Raw genomic sequence first — 15,743 nt, 5'->3', positions numbered from 1 at the left:
CAATCTCGATAGCGCGGCTTCGGGCCCCTCCAGGCCCAAAATGGTATGGCGCCGCATGGTCAGGCGGGTGGGGCGATACCATGAATGACCCTTTAGTTCCCTGCGTATGTTGAGAGCCGGCTCTGCCGGCTCTTTTTTTTACCTGCAGGGGCAAATGATACTGAATGAATGAAAAATGTGTACGGACGTTATCGAACGGTGAGATTATCGGTTATTCTCTCCTTCGATCTGGATTACCCTATTTCAACAGTTCGCCTGTCGGAGACTGTCAACTCATGGCTTCTCGAATAAAGCGTCGGTGGCGTCCTAGATCCCTTCTTCAACAGGTATTGACGGCCTTTTTACTGGTCATGCTGCCGATCGGTGTGCTGATTCACCTCGCCGGTCAAAGCTTTTCCCAGCTCTCCGAGCTGGCCGACGTCAGTGCCCGTGAAGCAGTGGATGAAACCCGCCGTGCCCGTCAGTTGACCAATCTGTCAACGGATATGGAGCGCAGCGCCCGGCAATATGCAGTGCTTGATGACCAGAGCCTGCTTGAAATCTACGGTGAGCGTCGCGCGCGCTACAGCGACCTGCTCAATGAACATGCCACCTTCATGGGCAACACCCCCCTGATACAGTCGCTGCGCCAGCAGCTGGCGGTGCTGGAAACCCTGCCTGCGCCCGGAGAGGAGAGCCTGAGCGCTCAGCTGTCCGAGTTCAGCCGCTTTACCTCCTCCACGGAGGCGCTCGCCGAGGCGACCCGCCGGCAGGTCGATGCGCGCATCGACGAGATCCGCGATCAGGCCGGCCGGGTCACCACCCGGCTATGGCAGGCCACGCTGGCGCTGGTATCGTTCAGTCTGATGCTGATCCTCTTTTTCACCTGGCGTATCATCCGCCCGATTCGCCAGCTCGAACAGCGCATTCTCGGCATCGGCGGCAGCGGCGACAGTGAAGACGCCCGGCCGATTCAGGGGCCGCTGGAGCTGGTCAATCTGGAAGAGCGGCTCGAATGGCTGTCGGCACGGCTCAAGGAACTCGAGGAACAAAAGCAGCAGTTTCTGCGTCACATGTCTCATGAACTCAAGACACCGCTGGCCAGTATCCGTGAAGGCTCGGGCCTGCTGGCCGATGGCGTGGCCGGGGAGATGAGCCAGCGTCAGCGCGAGATCGTGATGCTGATCGATGACAGCGGCCAGGAGCTGCAGACGCTGATCGAGCAGTTGCTTGATTACAATCTGCTGCAGCAGAATCGCCGTCTCAACGTGACACGCTTTGATGTGGCAAGCGTCATTCATGAGGTGCTCTCGAAACATCGTCTTGCCCTGCAGCAAAAGGGCATGGTGGTCGAGGAGCGTCGTGCACCGCTGTACTGGCAGGCTGATCGCGCCCGTACCGCACGGATTCTGGACAATCTGATCTCCAACGCCATTGCCTACGGTGCCGATGAAGGGCGACTCTATATTTCGGCCAGTGCCGATCAGCATCACCTGACCCTTGATGTGGCCAACAGCGGGCAGGCGATCAATGAACGTGACCGCGATCATCTGTTCGAACCCTTCTATCAGGGCAGCTCGCTGCGCAAGGGGCCGCTCAAGGGCTCCGGTATCGGGCTGTCGGTCGCGGCAGAAAGTGCCCGTGCCCAGCATGGTACGCTGAGTCTGGTCGAGGATACGATCAACGACTGTGAAGTCTGTTTTGAGCTGGTGCTTCCCTGGATTGTGGAAGAGCCTTCACAGGACACTCCCTCTTTACCCCGTGCCGCAAGGAAAAAGCCGGCACTGGCAAGGACATGACAATGAAGCACACTCTGATGGCAGGCAGCGCGCTGCTGGCGACCATGCTGATGGGCGGTTGCGCCATGCTGGGCGATCGCGTGCCCGGCGCCGCCGAAAACGGATGTATCACGCGCGGCATTCCCACCATGGTGGATGATGAGTGTCTGCTGCCGACCTGGGTCGCGTTTGGCCGAACTGCGCAGACCGGCACACAGCAGTGGCGTGATGAAGTGCTTCAATACATGGATGACGATACGCCACGGGGCGGGCTGGCACGCGCCGTGGTCTTCTCCCAGGAGGACGCCACGAACTGGCCGGAAGGCATTGCGCTGTTCAAGCGTTACACGCCCCAGGCGCCCGAAAGCATTCAGCCTCTGCTTCAGCAGTGGCAAAGGAATCTTGAGCGTCGAGCAGAGCTGCAGTCCAGACTTCAAACCAGACTCGATGCTCAGCATAATCGCAGCACTCAGGGTAATAGCCGGCAGCGCCAGCAGATTCAGTCGCTGGAGCAGGAAAACGCCGAGCTGAAAAAGAAACTGGACGCCCTGACCGCGATCGAGGAGAGCATGAACGCCAGGCAGAGCCCCTGAGCGCTCCTCGCGCGGCGGGGGTGCAAGGAGACATACGTGAAAACTGCCCATCTGCTATTGGTGGACGATGACCCGAGCCTTTTAAAGCTTCTGGGCATGCGTCTTGAAAGCCGTGGCTACCGGGTCAGTACCGTTGAAAGTGGCGATCAGGCGCTTTCGATGGTCGAACAGCAGCGTCCCGATCTGGTGCTGTCGGATCTGCGCATGGATGGCATGGACGGCATGGCGCTGTTCGGCGAAATCCAGTCCCGTCATCCGGGCCTGCCGGTCATCATCCTGACCGCTCACGGCTCCATTCCCGAAGCCGTCAATGCCACCCGTCAGGGGGTATACGGCTTTCTGACCAAGCCGATCGATCGTGGTGAACTGTTTGCGCTGGTGGATGAAGCGCTCATGCAGGCCTCACCTGCCAGCGACGAGGCCGATCCGGCCTGGCGTCGCGATATCATTACCCGCAGTACGGTGATGGAGCAGGTGCTCGAGCAGGCGGGCAAGGTCGCCGGCAGCGATGTCAGCGTCTTGCTCTCCGGGCCTTCCGGCTCCGGCAAGGAGCTGCTGGCTCGCGCCCTGCACCGTGCCAGTGCCCGTGCCGAACATCCCTTTATCGCCATCAACTGCGGCGCGCTGCCCGAGCAGCTTCTGGAAAGCGAGCTGTTCGGCCATGCCCGCGGTGCCTTTACCGGCGCGGTCAGTGCGCATGAAGGGCTCTTTCAGGCCGCCCATGGCGGTACGCTCTTTCTCGACGAGATCGGCGATATGCCGCTGTCGCTGCAGGTCAAGCTGCTGCGCGTTTTGCAGGAGCGCCAGGTCCGCCCGCTGGGCAGTACGCAGAGCGTCGATGTTGATGTCCGTGTAATCTCGGCCACCCATCGCGATCTCAATGTCGCGATGAATGAAGGCACCTTCCGCGAGGATCTCTTCTACCGGCTCAACGTGGTCAACCTGCGCCTGCCGGCGCTGCACGAGCGCCCCGAGGATATCCCGCTGCTGGCTCGTTACTACCTGGAGCTGGCCGCCGATCGTCACAAGCCTTCGGTCAAGGGGTTCTCGAAGGAGGCCATCAACCTGCTGGCCTCGCACGCCTGGCCGGGCAACGTACGCCAGCTTGTCAACGTGGTCGAGCAGTGCGTGGCGCTCTCCAGCGCGCCGATCATCGCCCATGCGCTGGTGGCTCAGGCACTGGCCTCCGAGGACAACGCGCTGCCGTCATTCAACGCCGCGCGAGCGGGCTTTGAACATGGCTATCTGGTCAAGGTGCTCAAGATCACCGAGGGCAACGTCACTCAGGCCGCGCGCATTGCCGGGCGCAACCGCACCGACTTCTACAAGCTGCTTTCCCGCCACGAGCTTGATCCCAACAGCTTCAAGCCGGTCTACGCTGCCGATCAGACCTGATCAACGCGTCAGCCACCGCTTCACTTCTACCTTCACACGGCCGTCGCCCGGACGGGTCGTCAGAACCTCGCCGGGCGTGGTGTCGCTTGAGCGGCGCACCATGCTCGACGGGGATTCCAGGAGCGCGTAGCCGTGCCCCAACACCGCCAGCGCGTTGAGCGCGTGGACGAAGCCTTTGAGCTGGAGCACATTCAGCGCCGGCGTGCCAGCCGCGGCGAAGGCGAAATGCAAGTGTGTGGTAACGAGATTTTATAGGCAGATGGCGCGAGGTCACCTTGACCATCGTGCCTGCATTTGGCGGGCCTGACGCGAAATATGCCTTGTCAATCGTTCCAGCAATGTCTGTTCGGGGCCCGGGTTCAGGGCCGCTTGCATTTCCTCGCCCAGTGCCTTCGATGCTTCGGGCAGGGCGGCGGCAAGATTCAGTCCTTGTTGACGGAAATAGCGTGGTTGCAGGTCAAGCGCCCGGGCACAAGCATCAAGCTGCTCGCTGCCGATGTGTCCGGGCTGATCTTCCCCGCCGATTTTGAAAGCAAACCGACGCGCGAGGCCGGGATACAGATTGGTGCTCATCAGGTCATAAAACGGTGCCAGTCGAGGGCCGTCACGGGTGAATAAAATCGACAGATTCTTGGCGTGGCTATCGTGATTGCCGATCAGCAGGTTGAAGAAAATCCAGCGGATAAAACGCTGGTGATCGACAAGAGGAGCGTTCGCTTTTCTGATCAGATTGCGACAGGCCACGAGATCGGGGCCGCCGTCACTTTCATACTTGACGCCCGAGCGGACGCCGGACAACTGGCAAAAATCCAGTTGATGTAGTCGACGCAGTTCACCGCGAGCGCTATCCCATTCGCGGTCGTAGCGAAGAATCAGGCTGGCGCGCGTGTCGGGCTGATAGGTCGCCTCCGCCGCACCCAGGTCCAGCTTCGCCGCCAGGCGCTGACAAAATGTCTCGTTGAATGCCGAGGCCCATACGCCTTCAAAGGCGCGGATATCCGGTTTCAGGATATGGCTCGACGGTGACGATCCCAACGGCAGACAGGGGGTGCCGTCCCGGACCATCAGCAGTGACTTTGACTGCGCGCCGGCCAGCGAAAGGCGTGCATCCTTTATCTCCGTGGCGACAGTATCGGCCCTGTTGCCTGCAAGGTTGTCCGCGATCTCTCGCCATGTCGTTTTTTGATAGTGGTGTGGCTCGGGAGGTTGGCCGGCGGGTTGCAGCGAGAAACCGCTGGCCGTATCGCCACCGACCGCGTCAAGCAATCCGAACAGGGTCGTTGTCTGCCGCTGTGTCTCCAGCAGTTGGCGTAGATGCCCCTCAGGGAGTAGATTTTCGAAGAAGCTTTCGACACTTTCGCCCTGATGAGTCTGGCAGTCTGTGGGAAGACCGGGCGCCAGTTCACGCCCATGACTGTCGATCCAGGAGCGTGAATAGCAAAAGCGCAGGGGATGTTCATCGAACAGCGTGCCTACCTGCTGATCAAGGGCATAAAGATCAAGGCAGCGTGAGCTCATTGCGGCTTGCTCCTGGGGCTGATCGTGACCTCCAAGCCCATCAGATCCAGCACATCGAGTACCTTTTGCATTTGAAGCGTCGGTTTGCCGCGCTCAAGGTCAACAATGAAGCGATTGCCCGTGCCCGCCAGCCCGGCAAGGTCCATCTGTAGCAGGCTCTGCTGTTGCCTCATTTGCCTGATGACGTCGCCTATGTCCGCAGTGGAGCGAATGCTGCGAGGCCAGTGGTGCGATGAGACGTCTTTGCTGGTCATGAGACCTCCTCGGATTACCGTTCGGTAATAATATAGCAGCAAGAAACTTTTCCCACTCGATAATTACCGATCGGTAATTATTGGACTGGTGTCCCGGTCGATATCGTGACCGATTACCGATCGGTAACCAGAGTCTCGGCAGATGAGGGAGCAGCGCTTCAACCGCCGCTTCACTTCCACCTTCAGACGGCCGTCGCCCGGACGGCCGTCAGACCCTCGCCGCCGGGCGTGGTGTCCTGTGAGCGGCGCACCACGCCCGACGAGGATGCCAGAATTGCCTGGTCCGGCACCGCCAGCCGGCTGACCGCGTTGAGATCGCGCGCGCGGCCTTCAAGCTGAGCACATTCGGTGCCAGCGTCTCTTTTCGCCTCACTTTCTACGTCTCTACATCTGGCCCAGCCGACGTGGCGGGCTGTCCCGAGTCTGCCTGAACCAGCACTGTGAGGCGCTGACGTAGCCAGCGCTGCATCGGGTGGGTGGTGGTGCGCTCATGCCACAGCAGGGCCATGTCGAAGCCGGGCACGATCAGCGGTGGCACCAGCTGCTGTAGCTGTTCGTCTCGCCCGGCGACGACTCGCGAGGGCACCAGGGCGAGCAGCTCACTGCGCGCCACGATCTCCGGCACGACCAGAAACCCTGGCGCCGAGAGCGCCACACGGCGGCGCCGGCCGATCGCTGCCAGAGCCTCGTCCACCGGTCCGTGAAAGCCGCCGCCCTGGGGCGAGACGATGACGTGCTCCAGCGTGCAGAAAATGTCGAGATCGAGCGGGTCGCACACCCCGGGATGCCCGGCGCGGGCGATGGCCACGTAGTGCTCATGGTAGAGCTTTCGCATGCGCAGGGCCTCCGGCGCCATCTCCGGCATCGTCAGCGCCAGGTCAATTTCACCACGGGCCATCTGCGCCGCCAGCGTGGCGTGGTCCAGCGTGCGCCAGGCGATCGTCAGCCCGGGCGCCTCGCGGGTCAGGGCCAAAGCCAGCGGCAGCAGCACCGCGTACTGCACATAGTCGCTGGCGGCGAGGGTCACCGTGCCGCGGGCGGTGGTCGGGTCGAAGGGGCGGGTGTCGGCCACCACCTGGCGCACGTTCTCGAGCGCGGCGTGCAGCGGGGCCTGCAGCTCCAGCGCGCGCTGGGTCGGGATCATGCCGCGCGGGGCGGGCAGCAGCAGCGGGTCACCCAGCAGCTCACGCAGCCGGGTCAGACGAGTGGAGATCGCCGGCTGGCTCAGGTGCAGGCGTTGGGCGGTGCGGCTGACGTTACGCTCCGCCAGCAGGGTGTCCAGGGTCACCAGCAGATTGAAGTCCAGCCGCTCGATATCCATTCATTTTATACCTGAGCATAAAATATCCGATTTCAAAGATACCAGAACTAGCGTCAGGATCGTGGCCGATCCCGCCATTGGCGGGGCACCACCCACAAGGAGCCGACCATGTCTCATATCCTGATCGTCCACGCTCACCCCGAACCGCAGTCGCTGACCAGTGCGCTGAAGGATCTGGCAGTGACCACCCTCGAGGCCCGGGGGCACGAAGTGCAGGTCTCCGACCTCTACGCCATGCGCTGGAAGACACTCGCTGACCGCCAGGATTTCACCGATACGTGTGATGCCGAGCGGCTGCGCTATATCGCCGAGTCTCGTCACGCCTACGCCACCGACACGCAGACGATGGATATTGCCGCCGAGCAGCAGAAGCTCCTGTGGGCCGATGCGGTGCTGTTCAGCTTTCCGCTGTGGTGGTTCGGCATGCCGGCGATCCTCAAGGGCTGGGTCGATCGAGTGTTTGCCTTTGGCTTCGCCTATGGCGTGGGGGAGCATGGCGGCGAGCGCTGGGGCGACCGCTACGGCGAAGGCATGCTGGCCGGGCGCCGCGCCATGCTGATGGTGCCGATCGGCGGGCGCGCACCGTACTATAGCGAGCGCGGGGTCAACGGCAGCCTGGAGGAGATTCTGTGGCCGATTCATCACGGCACGCTGTTCTATCCCGGGCTGACGGTCATGCCGCCGTTTCCGGTCTATTCGAGCGACCGCCTGGACGAGGCCGGCTGGCAGCAGGTGGCGGCGGACCTTGAGCAGCGCCTGGCGGGACTGTTCAGCGACGCGCCGATCGCCTACCGGCGCCAGAACGGCGGCCACTACGACGGCGAGCAGCGGCTCAAGCCGGGGCTCGGAGAGGGCGAAGGGGGCACGCGAATCCATCTGGTGCAGCCGAGTGATCCGGAGCAGCGCCCGGCGCGTGTCTGAAACGTCAGAATAAGTGCGGGTCGGGGACGAGGCAGGCGTCGACGAAGACGCCCGCCTTCAGCGTTTCAACCGTCGCTTCACTTCCACCTTCAAGCGGCCCTCGCCCAGGCGGGCCGTGAGCACTTCCCCGGGTGTGGTGTCGCTTGAGCGGCGCACCACGCCCGACGGGGATTCCAGAATCGCGTAGCCGCGGCTCAGTACGGCCAGCGGGCTTACCGCGTTGAGCTCACGCATCAATCCTTCCAGCCTTTGGCGCTGGGCGCTGAGCTGACGCTCGGGGGCGGCCCTCAGGCGCTGTTCAAGGGTGTCCAGCCGTGCACGGCGATCGCGCAGCGTCCGCTGGGGGGAGGCCTGCTGCAGTCGGGCCTGGTCGCTGGTCAGGCGCTGGCGGGCGTGCTCCAGTCGATAGCGCATGACGCGGGTCAGGCGCGCTTCCAGATCGCCGAGGCGTTGACGCTGCACTTTCAAGCGCTCACCGGGATGGCGCAGGCGTGAGGCGGCGTGATCCAGACACTGTTCGAGCTGTTCAAGCTGACGCTGCTGGGCGCTGGTCAGCCGCTGCGTCAGGGTGGTCAGGCGTTCCAGGATATCGCGGCGATCCGGCACCAGCCGCTCGGCGGCCGCCGAGGGCGTGGGGGCGCGCACGTCGGCCGCCAGATCGGCCAGGGTCGTGTCGATCTCGTGCCCCACGGCACTCATGACCGGAATCGGACTGGCCTGAATGGCGCGCGCCAGACGCTCATCATTGAAACACCACAGGTCCTCCAGACTGCCGCCACCGCGGGTGATCAACAGGGCATCAAAGCGGCCGTCACGCGCTGCCGCGGCCAGTGCGCGGATCATGGCTTCGGCGGCCTGATCGCCCTGTACCGGTACGGGCAGGATACTCACCTTGATCATGGGCCAGCGCGCCTGCAGCACGGCCAGCACATCCTGAAGGGCCGCCCCGCTGGCGGAGGTAATAATGCCAAGCTGCTGGGGCGGGCAGGGCAGTTCGCGAGCGTTGGCAAACACGCCTTCACCCTCGAGCGTTACCTTCAACCGCTCCAGCGCGGCCAGCAGAGCGCCGCGACCGGCTTCCTGCACGGCCTCCACGATCAGCTGATAGTCCCCGCGTGGCTCGAAGATCGAGACCTTGGCGCGCACGCGCACGCTGTCGCCTTCGTGCATGGGCGCGGCCACAAATCGGGCGCGATTGCGAAACAGCGCACAGCTGACCTGGGCGCGGTCATCCTTGAGGGTAAAATAAATGTGTCCGGACGATGGACGAGACACGCGTGACAGCTCGCCCTCGACCCAGACCTCGCCCAGGGTATTCTCAAGCGAGGTGCGGGCTCGCCGATTGAGATCGGAAACGCTCAGGGCGTCGCCCGATGAAGAAGGGGCCATGGCAGCTCCGGGCAGGGTGGTTCCATTGGATGGCAACAGTCTGGCATGCGCTCGCGCCGGTGTCTGCCGATCCTGTCGCCCGGGCAACGGTTCGAGCCTTGAAAAAGCCGGACGTTATGACGGCGATAGGGCGCCTGCGGCGGGATGTCCGTTGTATGGGCGGGCGGCAGGCGTTAAAATGTGCGATTAATTATTTCCCGCCGCCTGTACAACCCGCTCAGTGGACGCCAGTTATGCTGCGTATAGCTCAAGAAGCGCTTACGTTTGACGACGTATTACTTGTTCCCGGTTATTCCGATGTCCTGCCGAAGAACGTCTCTCTGAAATCCCGCCTGACCCGCAAGCTTGTCCTCAACATCCCGCTCGTCTCCTCCGCCATGGATACCGTCACCGAAGCTCGCCTGGCCATCGCCATGGCGCAGGAAGGTGGCATCGGTATCGTGCACAAGAGCATGTCGATCGCCGCTCAGGCCGCTGAAGTGCGCAAGGTCAAAAAGCATGAAAGCGTGATCGTGAAGGACCCGGTCACCGTCTCGCCGGATGCCAAGCTCACCGATCTGCGCACCATGGCCGAAGAGTACGGCTACTCCGGCTTCCCCGTCGTCAAGGGCGAGGAGCTGGTCGGCATCGTGACCGGTCGCGACATGCGCTTCCAGCCCAACTACAGCGACAGCGTCGAGGCGATCATGACCCCGCGCGAAAAGCTGATTACGGCGAAGGAAGGCACGCCGCTGGAAGAGATCAAGCGTCAGCTTCAGGAACACCGCATCGAGAAGATCCTGATCGTCAGCGATGACTTCCGCCTGCGCGGCCTGGTCACCGTGCGTGACATCGAAAAATCCCGCACCTACCCGAATGCAGCGAAGGACGAGGATGGTCGTCTGCTGGTCGGCGCGGCCGTCGGCACCGGCGAAGACACCAGCGAGCGCATCCAGGCCCTTCATGAGGCCGGCGTGGATGTCATCGTCGTCGATACCGCGCACGGTCACAGCGCCGGCGTCATCGATCGCGTTCGCTGGGTGAAGGAGCACTTCCCTGCGCTGCAGGTGATCGGCGGCAACATCGCCACCGCCGCCGCCGCGAAGGCGCTGGCCGAGGCCGGTGCGGATGCGGTCAAGGTCGGTATCGGCCCGGGCTCGATCTGCACCACGCGCATTGTCGCCGGTGTTGGCGTGCCGCAGATCACCGCGGTCGCAGACGTCGCCGAAGCGCTTGAGCCGTTTGATATTCCGTTGATCGCCGATGGCGGCATTCGCTTCTCCGGTGATATCGCCAAGGCGATCGTCGCCGGCGCCCACTGCGTGATGGTTGGCGGCCTGCTGGCTGGCACCGAGGAAGCCCCGGGCGAGATCGAGCTTTACCAGGGCCGGACCTACAAGGCCTACCGCGGCATGGGCTCGATGGGCGCCATGTCGCAGACCCAGGGCTCCTCGGACCGCTACTTCCAGGACAAGAACGAAGGCGTCGAGAAGCTCGTGCCGGAAGGCATCGAAGGCCGCGTGCCCTACAAGGGCCTGATGAGCGCCATTGTTCACCAGCTGATGGGCGGTCTGCGCGCGTCAATGGGCTACACCGGGTCGCACGATATTCTCACCATGCGCACCGTGCCGCAGTTTGTCCGCATCACCGGTGCCGGCTTTGCCGAGTCGCATGTGCACGACGTGCAGATCACCAAGGAAGCACCGAACTATCGGAGCTGATGCCATGCCCTGCCTGTTCCTGATCAATGGCATCAATCTGGCGCCGCGGCGCGGGCAGGGCATGTGCCCCGATATTATGGGGTCATCCAGTTTGAAGAGCGGGAGGCGAAAGCTTCCCGCTTGTTATTTATATCCTCGCTGCACCAGAGAGATACCATGACCGATATCCACGCCCACAAGATCCTGATTCTTGATTTTGGCTCCCAGTACACCCAGCTGATCGCCCGCCGCGTGCGTGAGATCGGGGTCTACTCGGAAGTGCGCGCCTTCGACATCACCGAAGAAGAGATCCGCGAGTACAACCCCAACGGCATCATCCTCTCCGGCGGGCCGGAATCGGTGGCCGAACTGGACTCTCCGCGTGCGCCCGAGTGCGTGTTCGACATGGGTCTGCCGGTATTGGGTATCTGCTACGGCATGCAGACTATGGCCGCCCAGCTGGGGGGCGCCACCGAAGGCTCCGACAAGCGCGAGTTCGGCTACGCCCAGATCAGTGTCTCGGCAGAAGATGACCTGCTCGGCGGCATCAAGGACCACATCGGCGAACGCGGCGATGCCCTGCTGGATGTCTGGATGAGCCACGGCGACAAGGTCGCCCGGGTGCCGGAAGCCTTCGAGATCACCGCCTCAACGCCGAGCTGCCCGATCGCCGCCATGAGCTGGGCCGAAAAGCGTCTCTACGCGGTGCAGTTCCATCCGGAAGTGACCCATACCACCCAGGGCCTGCGCATTCTCGAGCGCTTCGTGCTGGACATCTGCCAGTGTGAACGCCTCTGGACCCCGGCCAAGATCATCGAGGACCTCGCCGAGCGTGTCCGCGCCCAGGTCGGCGACCGTCATGTGCTGCTCGGCCTCTCCGGCGGGGTGGATTCCTCCGTGGTCGCCGCGCTGTTGCACAAGGCCATTGGCGATCAGCTCACCTGCGTATTCGTCGACAACGGTCTGCTGCGCAAGGACGAAGGCGCCCAGGTCATGGACACCTTCTCCCAGCACATGGGCGTGCGCGTCATCCGCGTCGATGCCGAAGACGAGTTCCTCGATCGGCTCAAGGGCATCGATGATCCGGAGCAGAAGCGCAAGCTGATCGGCAACACCTTCATTGACGTGTTCGACCGTGAAGCCGCCAAAATCGACGGCGTCGATTTCCTCGCCCAGGGCACCATCTACCCGGACGTGATCGAATCCGCGGCCAGCAAAACCGGCAAGGCACATGTGATCAAGTCGCACCACAACGTTGGCGGCCTGCCGGAAACCATGAAGCTCAAGCTGGTCGAACCGCTGCGCGAACTGTTCAAGGACGAAGTGCGCAAGCTCGGTCTCGAACTCGGCCTGCCGTATGACATGGTCTACCGTCACCCGTTCCCCGGGCCGGGCCTGGGCGTGCGCATTCTCGGTGAAGTCAAAAAGGAATACGCTGATATCCTGCGAGAAGCCGACGCCATCTTCATCGAAGAGCTGCACAACGCGGACTGGTATCACAAGACCAGCCAGGCCTTCGCCGTGTTCCTGCCGGTCAAGTCCGTCGGGGTAGTGGGGGATGGCCGCCGCTATGAGTGGGTCATTGCCCTGCGCGCGGTCGAAACCATCGACTTCATGACCGCCCGCTGGGCGCACCTGCCCTATGAGCTGCTGGAGAAGGTCTCCGGTCGCATCATCAACGAGATCAGCGGCGTGTCGCGCGTGACCTATGACGTCAGCAGCAAGCCGCCCGCGACGATCGAGTGGGAGTGATGTTGTAGACGTCTGATTGAACGACAAAGCCCGCCAATTGGCGGGCTTTTTATTGTCAACCTGAACGGTGGAATAACTGGAAAGATGTCAGTGATAAAAGTAGACATAATTAATATTTAATATAAAATCTTCTGAATTAATTATAAGGTTTTTTTTAAAATGCTTAAAGGTAGGAGGGGAAATTGGTAGCGTCAAAGTCTAACCTCGTTAATTTAGATGCAATGATCAAAAGAGCAGATTTTGCTTCCGAAGGAAATGATTCAGCATCGTTTGAAACTTTTAATACAATCCCTGCTAGAGAGCTTTCGTCAGGTAGCCCTATTGCTGCTTTGCTTAGGAAGCCTGACTTTCAAAGAGAGACCAATCACTGGACTCCTGACCAAGTCGCCTCCTTATTAGAATGTTACGTAAATGGAGATCTTATTCCTTCAGTTATTTTGTGGAAATCTTCTTCTTATCTTTTTGTCATAGATGGCGGCCACAGGCTAAGCGTTATAAAAGCATGGATGGAAGATGACTATGGTGATGGCTCAATTTCACATAGACTTTTTGGACACAATGTTTCTAATGAACAAAGAAAAGCTGCTGAACAAGCAAGGAAGACAATAAATAGAAGGGTGGGCTCATGGAGTTATTATAAAGGGCTTTTGGAAGATGATGACAATATTACATCCGAACAAAGGCAACGATTATCTACTATAACTACTAGAGGACTTCCTGTTCAATGGGTTAAAGGAGATGTTGATAAAGCCGAAACATCTTTTTTTAATATAAATATGAAAGGTACTCCTTTAGACGATATAGAAGAGTTGCTTTTAAAGAATCGGAAAAAGCCTATAGCTATAGCAGCTAGAGCTATAATAAGAGCTGGTAAAGGGCATCGCTATTGGTCGAAATTCGACAGCCAACAAGCTGACATTATAGAAGATGAGGCTTTCAAACTTCATAAATTACTTTTTAATCCTGAATTTCAAAGGCCAATTAAGACTTTAGACCTTCCTTTGGGTGGTTCTAAAGGAGTAAGAAATGCTGCGCAGATTCTAATAGATTTTTTGCTTATATCCAGTAGGAGACAACAAGAAGCTATACCTGCTATAGCTAGCTTTAGCCAAGATGAGGATGGCAATTCAACCATCGAAATCCTTAGAAAAGCTAAAAAACTTATAGGCCGTATTACTGGCAATGATGGCGGAAGTTTAGGTTTACATCCTGCAATATACTTTTATGGGCCTTCCGGTAGACACTCCATACCAATGTTTCTGGGCACTATATCGTTAATAAGCTATAAAATAATAAATAATAATTCTAGATTTTTTGTAAAGTTAACTGAGGTTAGGGAAAAGCTTGAAAAGGTTTTGATTGAAAATAAAGAGCTAATAGCGGCTATTGTGCAAAGGCATCGAAGTAAAGATAGAGCTAGTCGCTACCATACTTTTCTTGAGCGTATAATCGAAAGTATACATAAAGGCAAAGAATTAGAGGCTGAAGATTTGGTTCTAATATCTGAGCTAGATGGGAAAATTATTGCTGGAGATTTTAAAAGAAAAGAGTCATCTATTTCTGATGAAGTAAAGAGTAAAGTTTTTATAGGTGCTGCACTAGCTAACGCTATGAAGTGTCCAATATGTAGAGGCTATTTGGATGTAGAAAAATCGGTATCTTATGACCATATTGTTAGAGTGCGTGATGGGGGATTGGGAAACTTTGAAAATTTTCAGTTGACGCATCCATATTGTAATCAATCAGTTAAAAATTAAGTTAGCTATTCAAAAAATATTTAAAGCTGCTTTTTTTGCTATGGTTTTTGATTAATGCTTGCAAGTGATAAAAAGCGCTTTTGGATCGGGTAGTTGTTTTTTAAATTTTTCAGATTGAAAGGAGTTGCAGTTGGATCGTTCACGTATAGAAATTTCAGAGTCTCCATATGAAAACCCTTTCTGTAAGGAGTCTATTTTCTTTAATGGTGGAGAAGAAAGCATAGCGATAATCGATCAGTATAATGGCCGACGTCCTTTCTTAATTAATAAAAGCTTTTTGGATAAAGGAAGATTGGATGTTAAGTTATTGCAAACAATAATTTTAGATTCGCATTTAGTCGATTATCTACATAGCTATACAGCTTGTCCTGAAAAATTAAAGCCTAGTAGATTTAAAGCGGTTCATTTGTTTTTAACTTACTTGTCTAAAGCTAGATGCGATTATAATCCAGTGTTTTATTTGGCAGAAAACTGCTTTAAAACTGAAAAAGCTTTCTTTATTGAGAAAGCAGGAGAAAAACTATTTTCACTTTTGAAGTTACATTGCATGGATGAAGATGTTTTCTGTAGCAGAGGTGTAATAGAGCTAAAAGAAGAAGTGGTTGAGATTTATAAGTATCAGTACAATGAAGGTGATTTGAGGGGGTGCGCTTTAAGATGGGCAGAAAATTATTATAATAACAACAAAGAAAATGATTATGAAAATATTATGCTTATCTATGTTTGCCTGATGAAAATGGTTTTAATTCACAATTATAACGCTAGTTTAAGCATGAGGAATATTGTTGAAAAAGTAGAAGAGTTTTCTGTTTTTTTGCTTGACGAACTAGGTATATCGATGGCGAGGGAGTTAGAGTTGTCGGTATACTATTTTTCAGGCTTGGCAGGCAGTTTTTTAGGAGTTCAAAAAAATACAAAATTTTTGAAAGCAATAAAGAATTTGAAATCAACAGCTTGGGATTTGTTTTTGATGCGTTTGCCTGAAATGCTTCTATACACAAAGCCATATGATGAAGTTAACATCTCTTATATCGCTACAACTGAAAAAAAGCTAATTGAGTTTTCAAATATTTTTGAGCTTAAAAAAATATTTATATCAGAAAATAATGGCCAAATACTGCCGATACTTGACACTAAAAACTTTATATTTGAGGGGGTCTTTTCAAATAAAGAAATGGATGAAATAAAAAGCGTAAAAGAAGGTTTTTATGAGAAAAGGGTTATGTCTAACCGAAAAGTGGCGGCGTCGAAACAAGAATTACAAAGATTGGTAAATTTATATGAGACGCAGATTTCATTTCTATGCAAAAAATAGGTTGGTAAGAGAAAATCGCAACGCAAATGTCGACATCGTCAATGATGTAATGACGAAGGAAGACGGCAAATGGATCGCTGTTTTTCACAAGC

Annotated in this window: 14 protein-coding genes; 9 read left to right on the top strand and 5 right to left on the bottom strand. The window is 57.1% G+C overall.

The features are described from left to right. Window positions 1–275: 275 nt before the first annotated feature. The 3 genes from BM079_RS10410 to glrR are packed head-to-tail and all read left to right on the top strand — an operon-like array spanning window position 276 to window position 3,745. Complete coding sequence (locus BM079_RS10410) at window positions 276–1,778, top strand: sensor histidine kinase (protein WP_090133721.1); 1,503 nt, start codon at window positions 276–278, stop codon at window positions 1,776–1,778. 2 nt (window positions 1,779–1,780) lie between these two features. Further along, complete coding sequence (locus BM079_RS10405; RefSeq protein ID WP_090133720.1) at window positions 1,781–2,350, top strand: hypothetical protein; 570 nt, start codon at window positions 1,781–1,783, stop codon at window positions 2,348–2,350. A gap of 36 nt (window positions 2,351–2,386) precedes the next feature. After that, complete coding sequence (gene glrR / locus BM079_RS10400) at window positions 2,387–3,745, top strand: two-component system response regulator GlrR (protein ID WP_090133718.1); 1,359 nt, start codon at window positions 2,387–2,389, stop codon at window positions 3,743–3,745. Here glrR and BM079_RS16615 read toward each other — a convergent pair whose 3' ends face one another. Genes BM079_RS16615 through BM079_RS10390 form a run of 3 tightly spaced genes read right to left on the bottom strand, consistent with a single transcriptional unit; the run spans window position 3,746 to window position 5,517 of the window. Continuing rightward, entirely contained in the window at window positions 3,746–3,976 is a 231-nt protein-coding gene (locus tag BM079_RS16615) for a hypothetical protein (protein ID WP_139215297.1), read from the bottom strand. Between the two features lie 39 nt (window positions 3,977–4,015). Further along, the gene (locus BM079_RS10395) at window positions 4,016–5,263 is read right to left on the bottom strand and encodes a type II toxin-antitoxin system HipA family toxin (RefSeq protein WP_090133716.1); all 1,248 of its coding nucleotides are present in this window, start codon (window positions 5,261–5,263) and stop codon (window positions 4,016–4,018) included. Next, window positions 5,260–5,517 (bottom strand): helix-turn-helix transcriptional regulator, encoded by a 258-nt coding sequence (locus tag BM079_RS10390; RefSeq protein WP_090133714.1) that lies wholly within the window; start codon window positions 5,515–5,517, stop codon window positions 5,260–5,262. Before BM079_RS10390 ends, BM079_RS10395 begins: the two co-directional genes overlap by 4 nt. 105 nt (window positions 5,518–5,622) lie before the next feature. Here BM079_RS10390 and BM079_RS16610 point away from each other — a divergent pair, with 105 nt between their 5' ends. Next, window positions 5,623–5,856 carry a hypothetical protein gene (locus BM079_RS16610; RefSeq protein WP_139215296.1) on the top strand — a complete coding sequence of 78 codons (234 nt, stop codon included), beginning with the start codon at window positions 5,623–5,625 and terminating at the stop codon, window positions 5,854–5,856. Between the two features lie 37 nt (window positions 5,857–5,893). Here the strand turns inward: BM079_RS16610 and BM079_RS10385 are convergent, their stop codons facing one another. After that, window positions 5,894–6,838: a LysR family transcriptional regulator gene (locus tag BM079_RS10385; RefSeq protein ID WP_090133712.1), complete on the bottom strand. Its 945-nt coding sequence runs from the start codon at window positions 6,836–6,838 to the stop codon at window positions 5,894–5,896. A gap of 108 nt (window positions 6,839–6,946) precedes the next feature. Here BM079_RS10385 and BM079_RS10380 point away from each other — a divergent pair, with 108 nt between their 5' ends. Next, window positions 6,947–7,759, top strand: coding sequence for an NAD(P)H-dependent oxidoreductase (locus tag BM079_RS10380; RefSeq protein WP_090133710.1), 813 nt, complete (start codon window positions 6,947–6,949; stop codon window positions 7,757–7,759). A 57-nt stretch (window positions 7,760–7,816) separates the two neighbouring features. Here the strand turns inward: BM079_RS10380 and xseA are convergent, their stop codons facing one another. Beyond that, entirely contained in the window at window positions 7,817–9,148 is a 1,332-nt protein-coding gene (gene xseA / locus BM079_RS10375) for an exodeoxyribonuclease VII large subunit (RefSeq protein ID WP_090133708.1), read from the bottom strand. 233 nt (window positions 9,149–9,381) lie between these two features. On the opposite strand from xseA, the gene guaB reads away from it, so the two are divergent. The 4 genes from guaB to BM079_RS16605 all read left to right on the top strand — a co-directional run bounded on the left by guaB (window position 9,382) and on the right by BM079_RS16605 (window position 15,651). Next, window positions 9,382–10,848, top strand: a complete 1,467-nt coding sequence (gene guaB / locus BM079_RS10370) for an IMP dehydrogenase (RefSeq protein WP_090133705.1) — start codon at window positions 9,382–9,384, stop codon at window positions 10,846–10,848. A 156-nt stretch (window positions 10,849–11,004) separates the two neighbouring features. After that, on the top strand, window positions 11,005–12,579 hold the full coding sequence (guaA, locus tag BM079_RS10365) for a glutamine-hydrolyzing GMP synthase (protein WP_090133701.1): 1,575 nt from the start codon (window positions 11,005–11,007) through the stop codon (window positions 12,577–12,579). A gap of 221 nt (window positions 12,580–12,800) precedes the next feature. Then, a complete protein-coding gene (locus BM079_RS10360) occupies window positions 12,801–14,336 on the top strand; it encodes a GmrSD restriction endonuclease domain-containing protein (protein WP_090133699.1) in 1,536 nt (511 codons plus the stop codon). 130 nt (window positions 14,337–14,466) lie between these two features. Next, window positions 14,467–15,651, top strand: coding sequence for a hypothetical protein (locus tag BM079_RS16605; protein ID WP_139215295.1), 1,185 nt, complete (start codon window positions 14,467–14,469; stop codon window positions 15,649–15,651). Window positions 15,652–15,743 lie beyond the last annotated feature (92 nt).

The sequence above is a fragment of the Kushneria avicenniae genome (assembly GCF_900112585.1).
Classification (GTDB): domain Bacteria; phylum Pseudomonadota; class Gammaproteobacteria; order Pseudomonadales; family Halomonadaceae; genus Kushneria; species Kushneria avicenniae.
The sequence above is the reverse complement of the archived record's forward strand: the minus strand, read 5'-3'. Positions and strand labels throughout refer to the sequence as shown.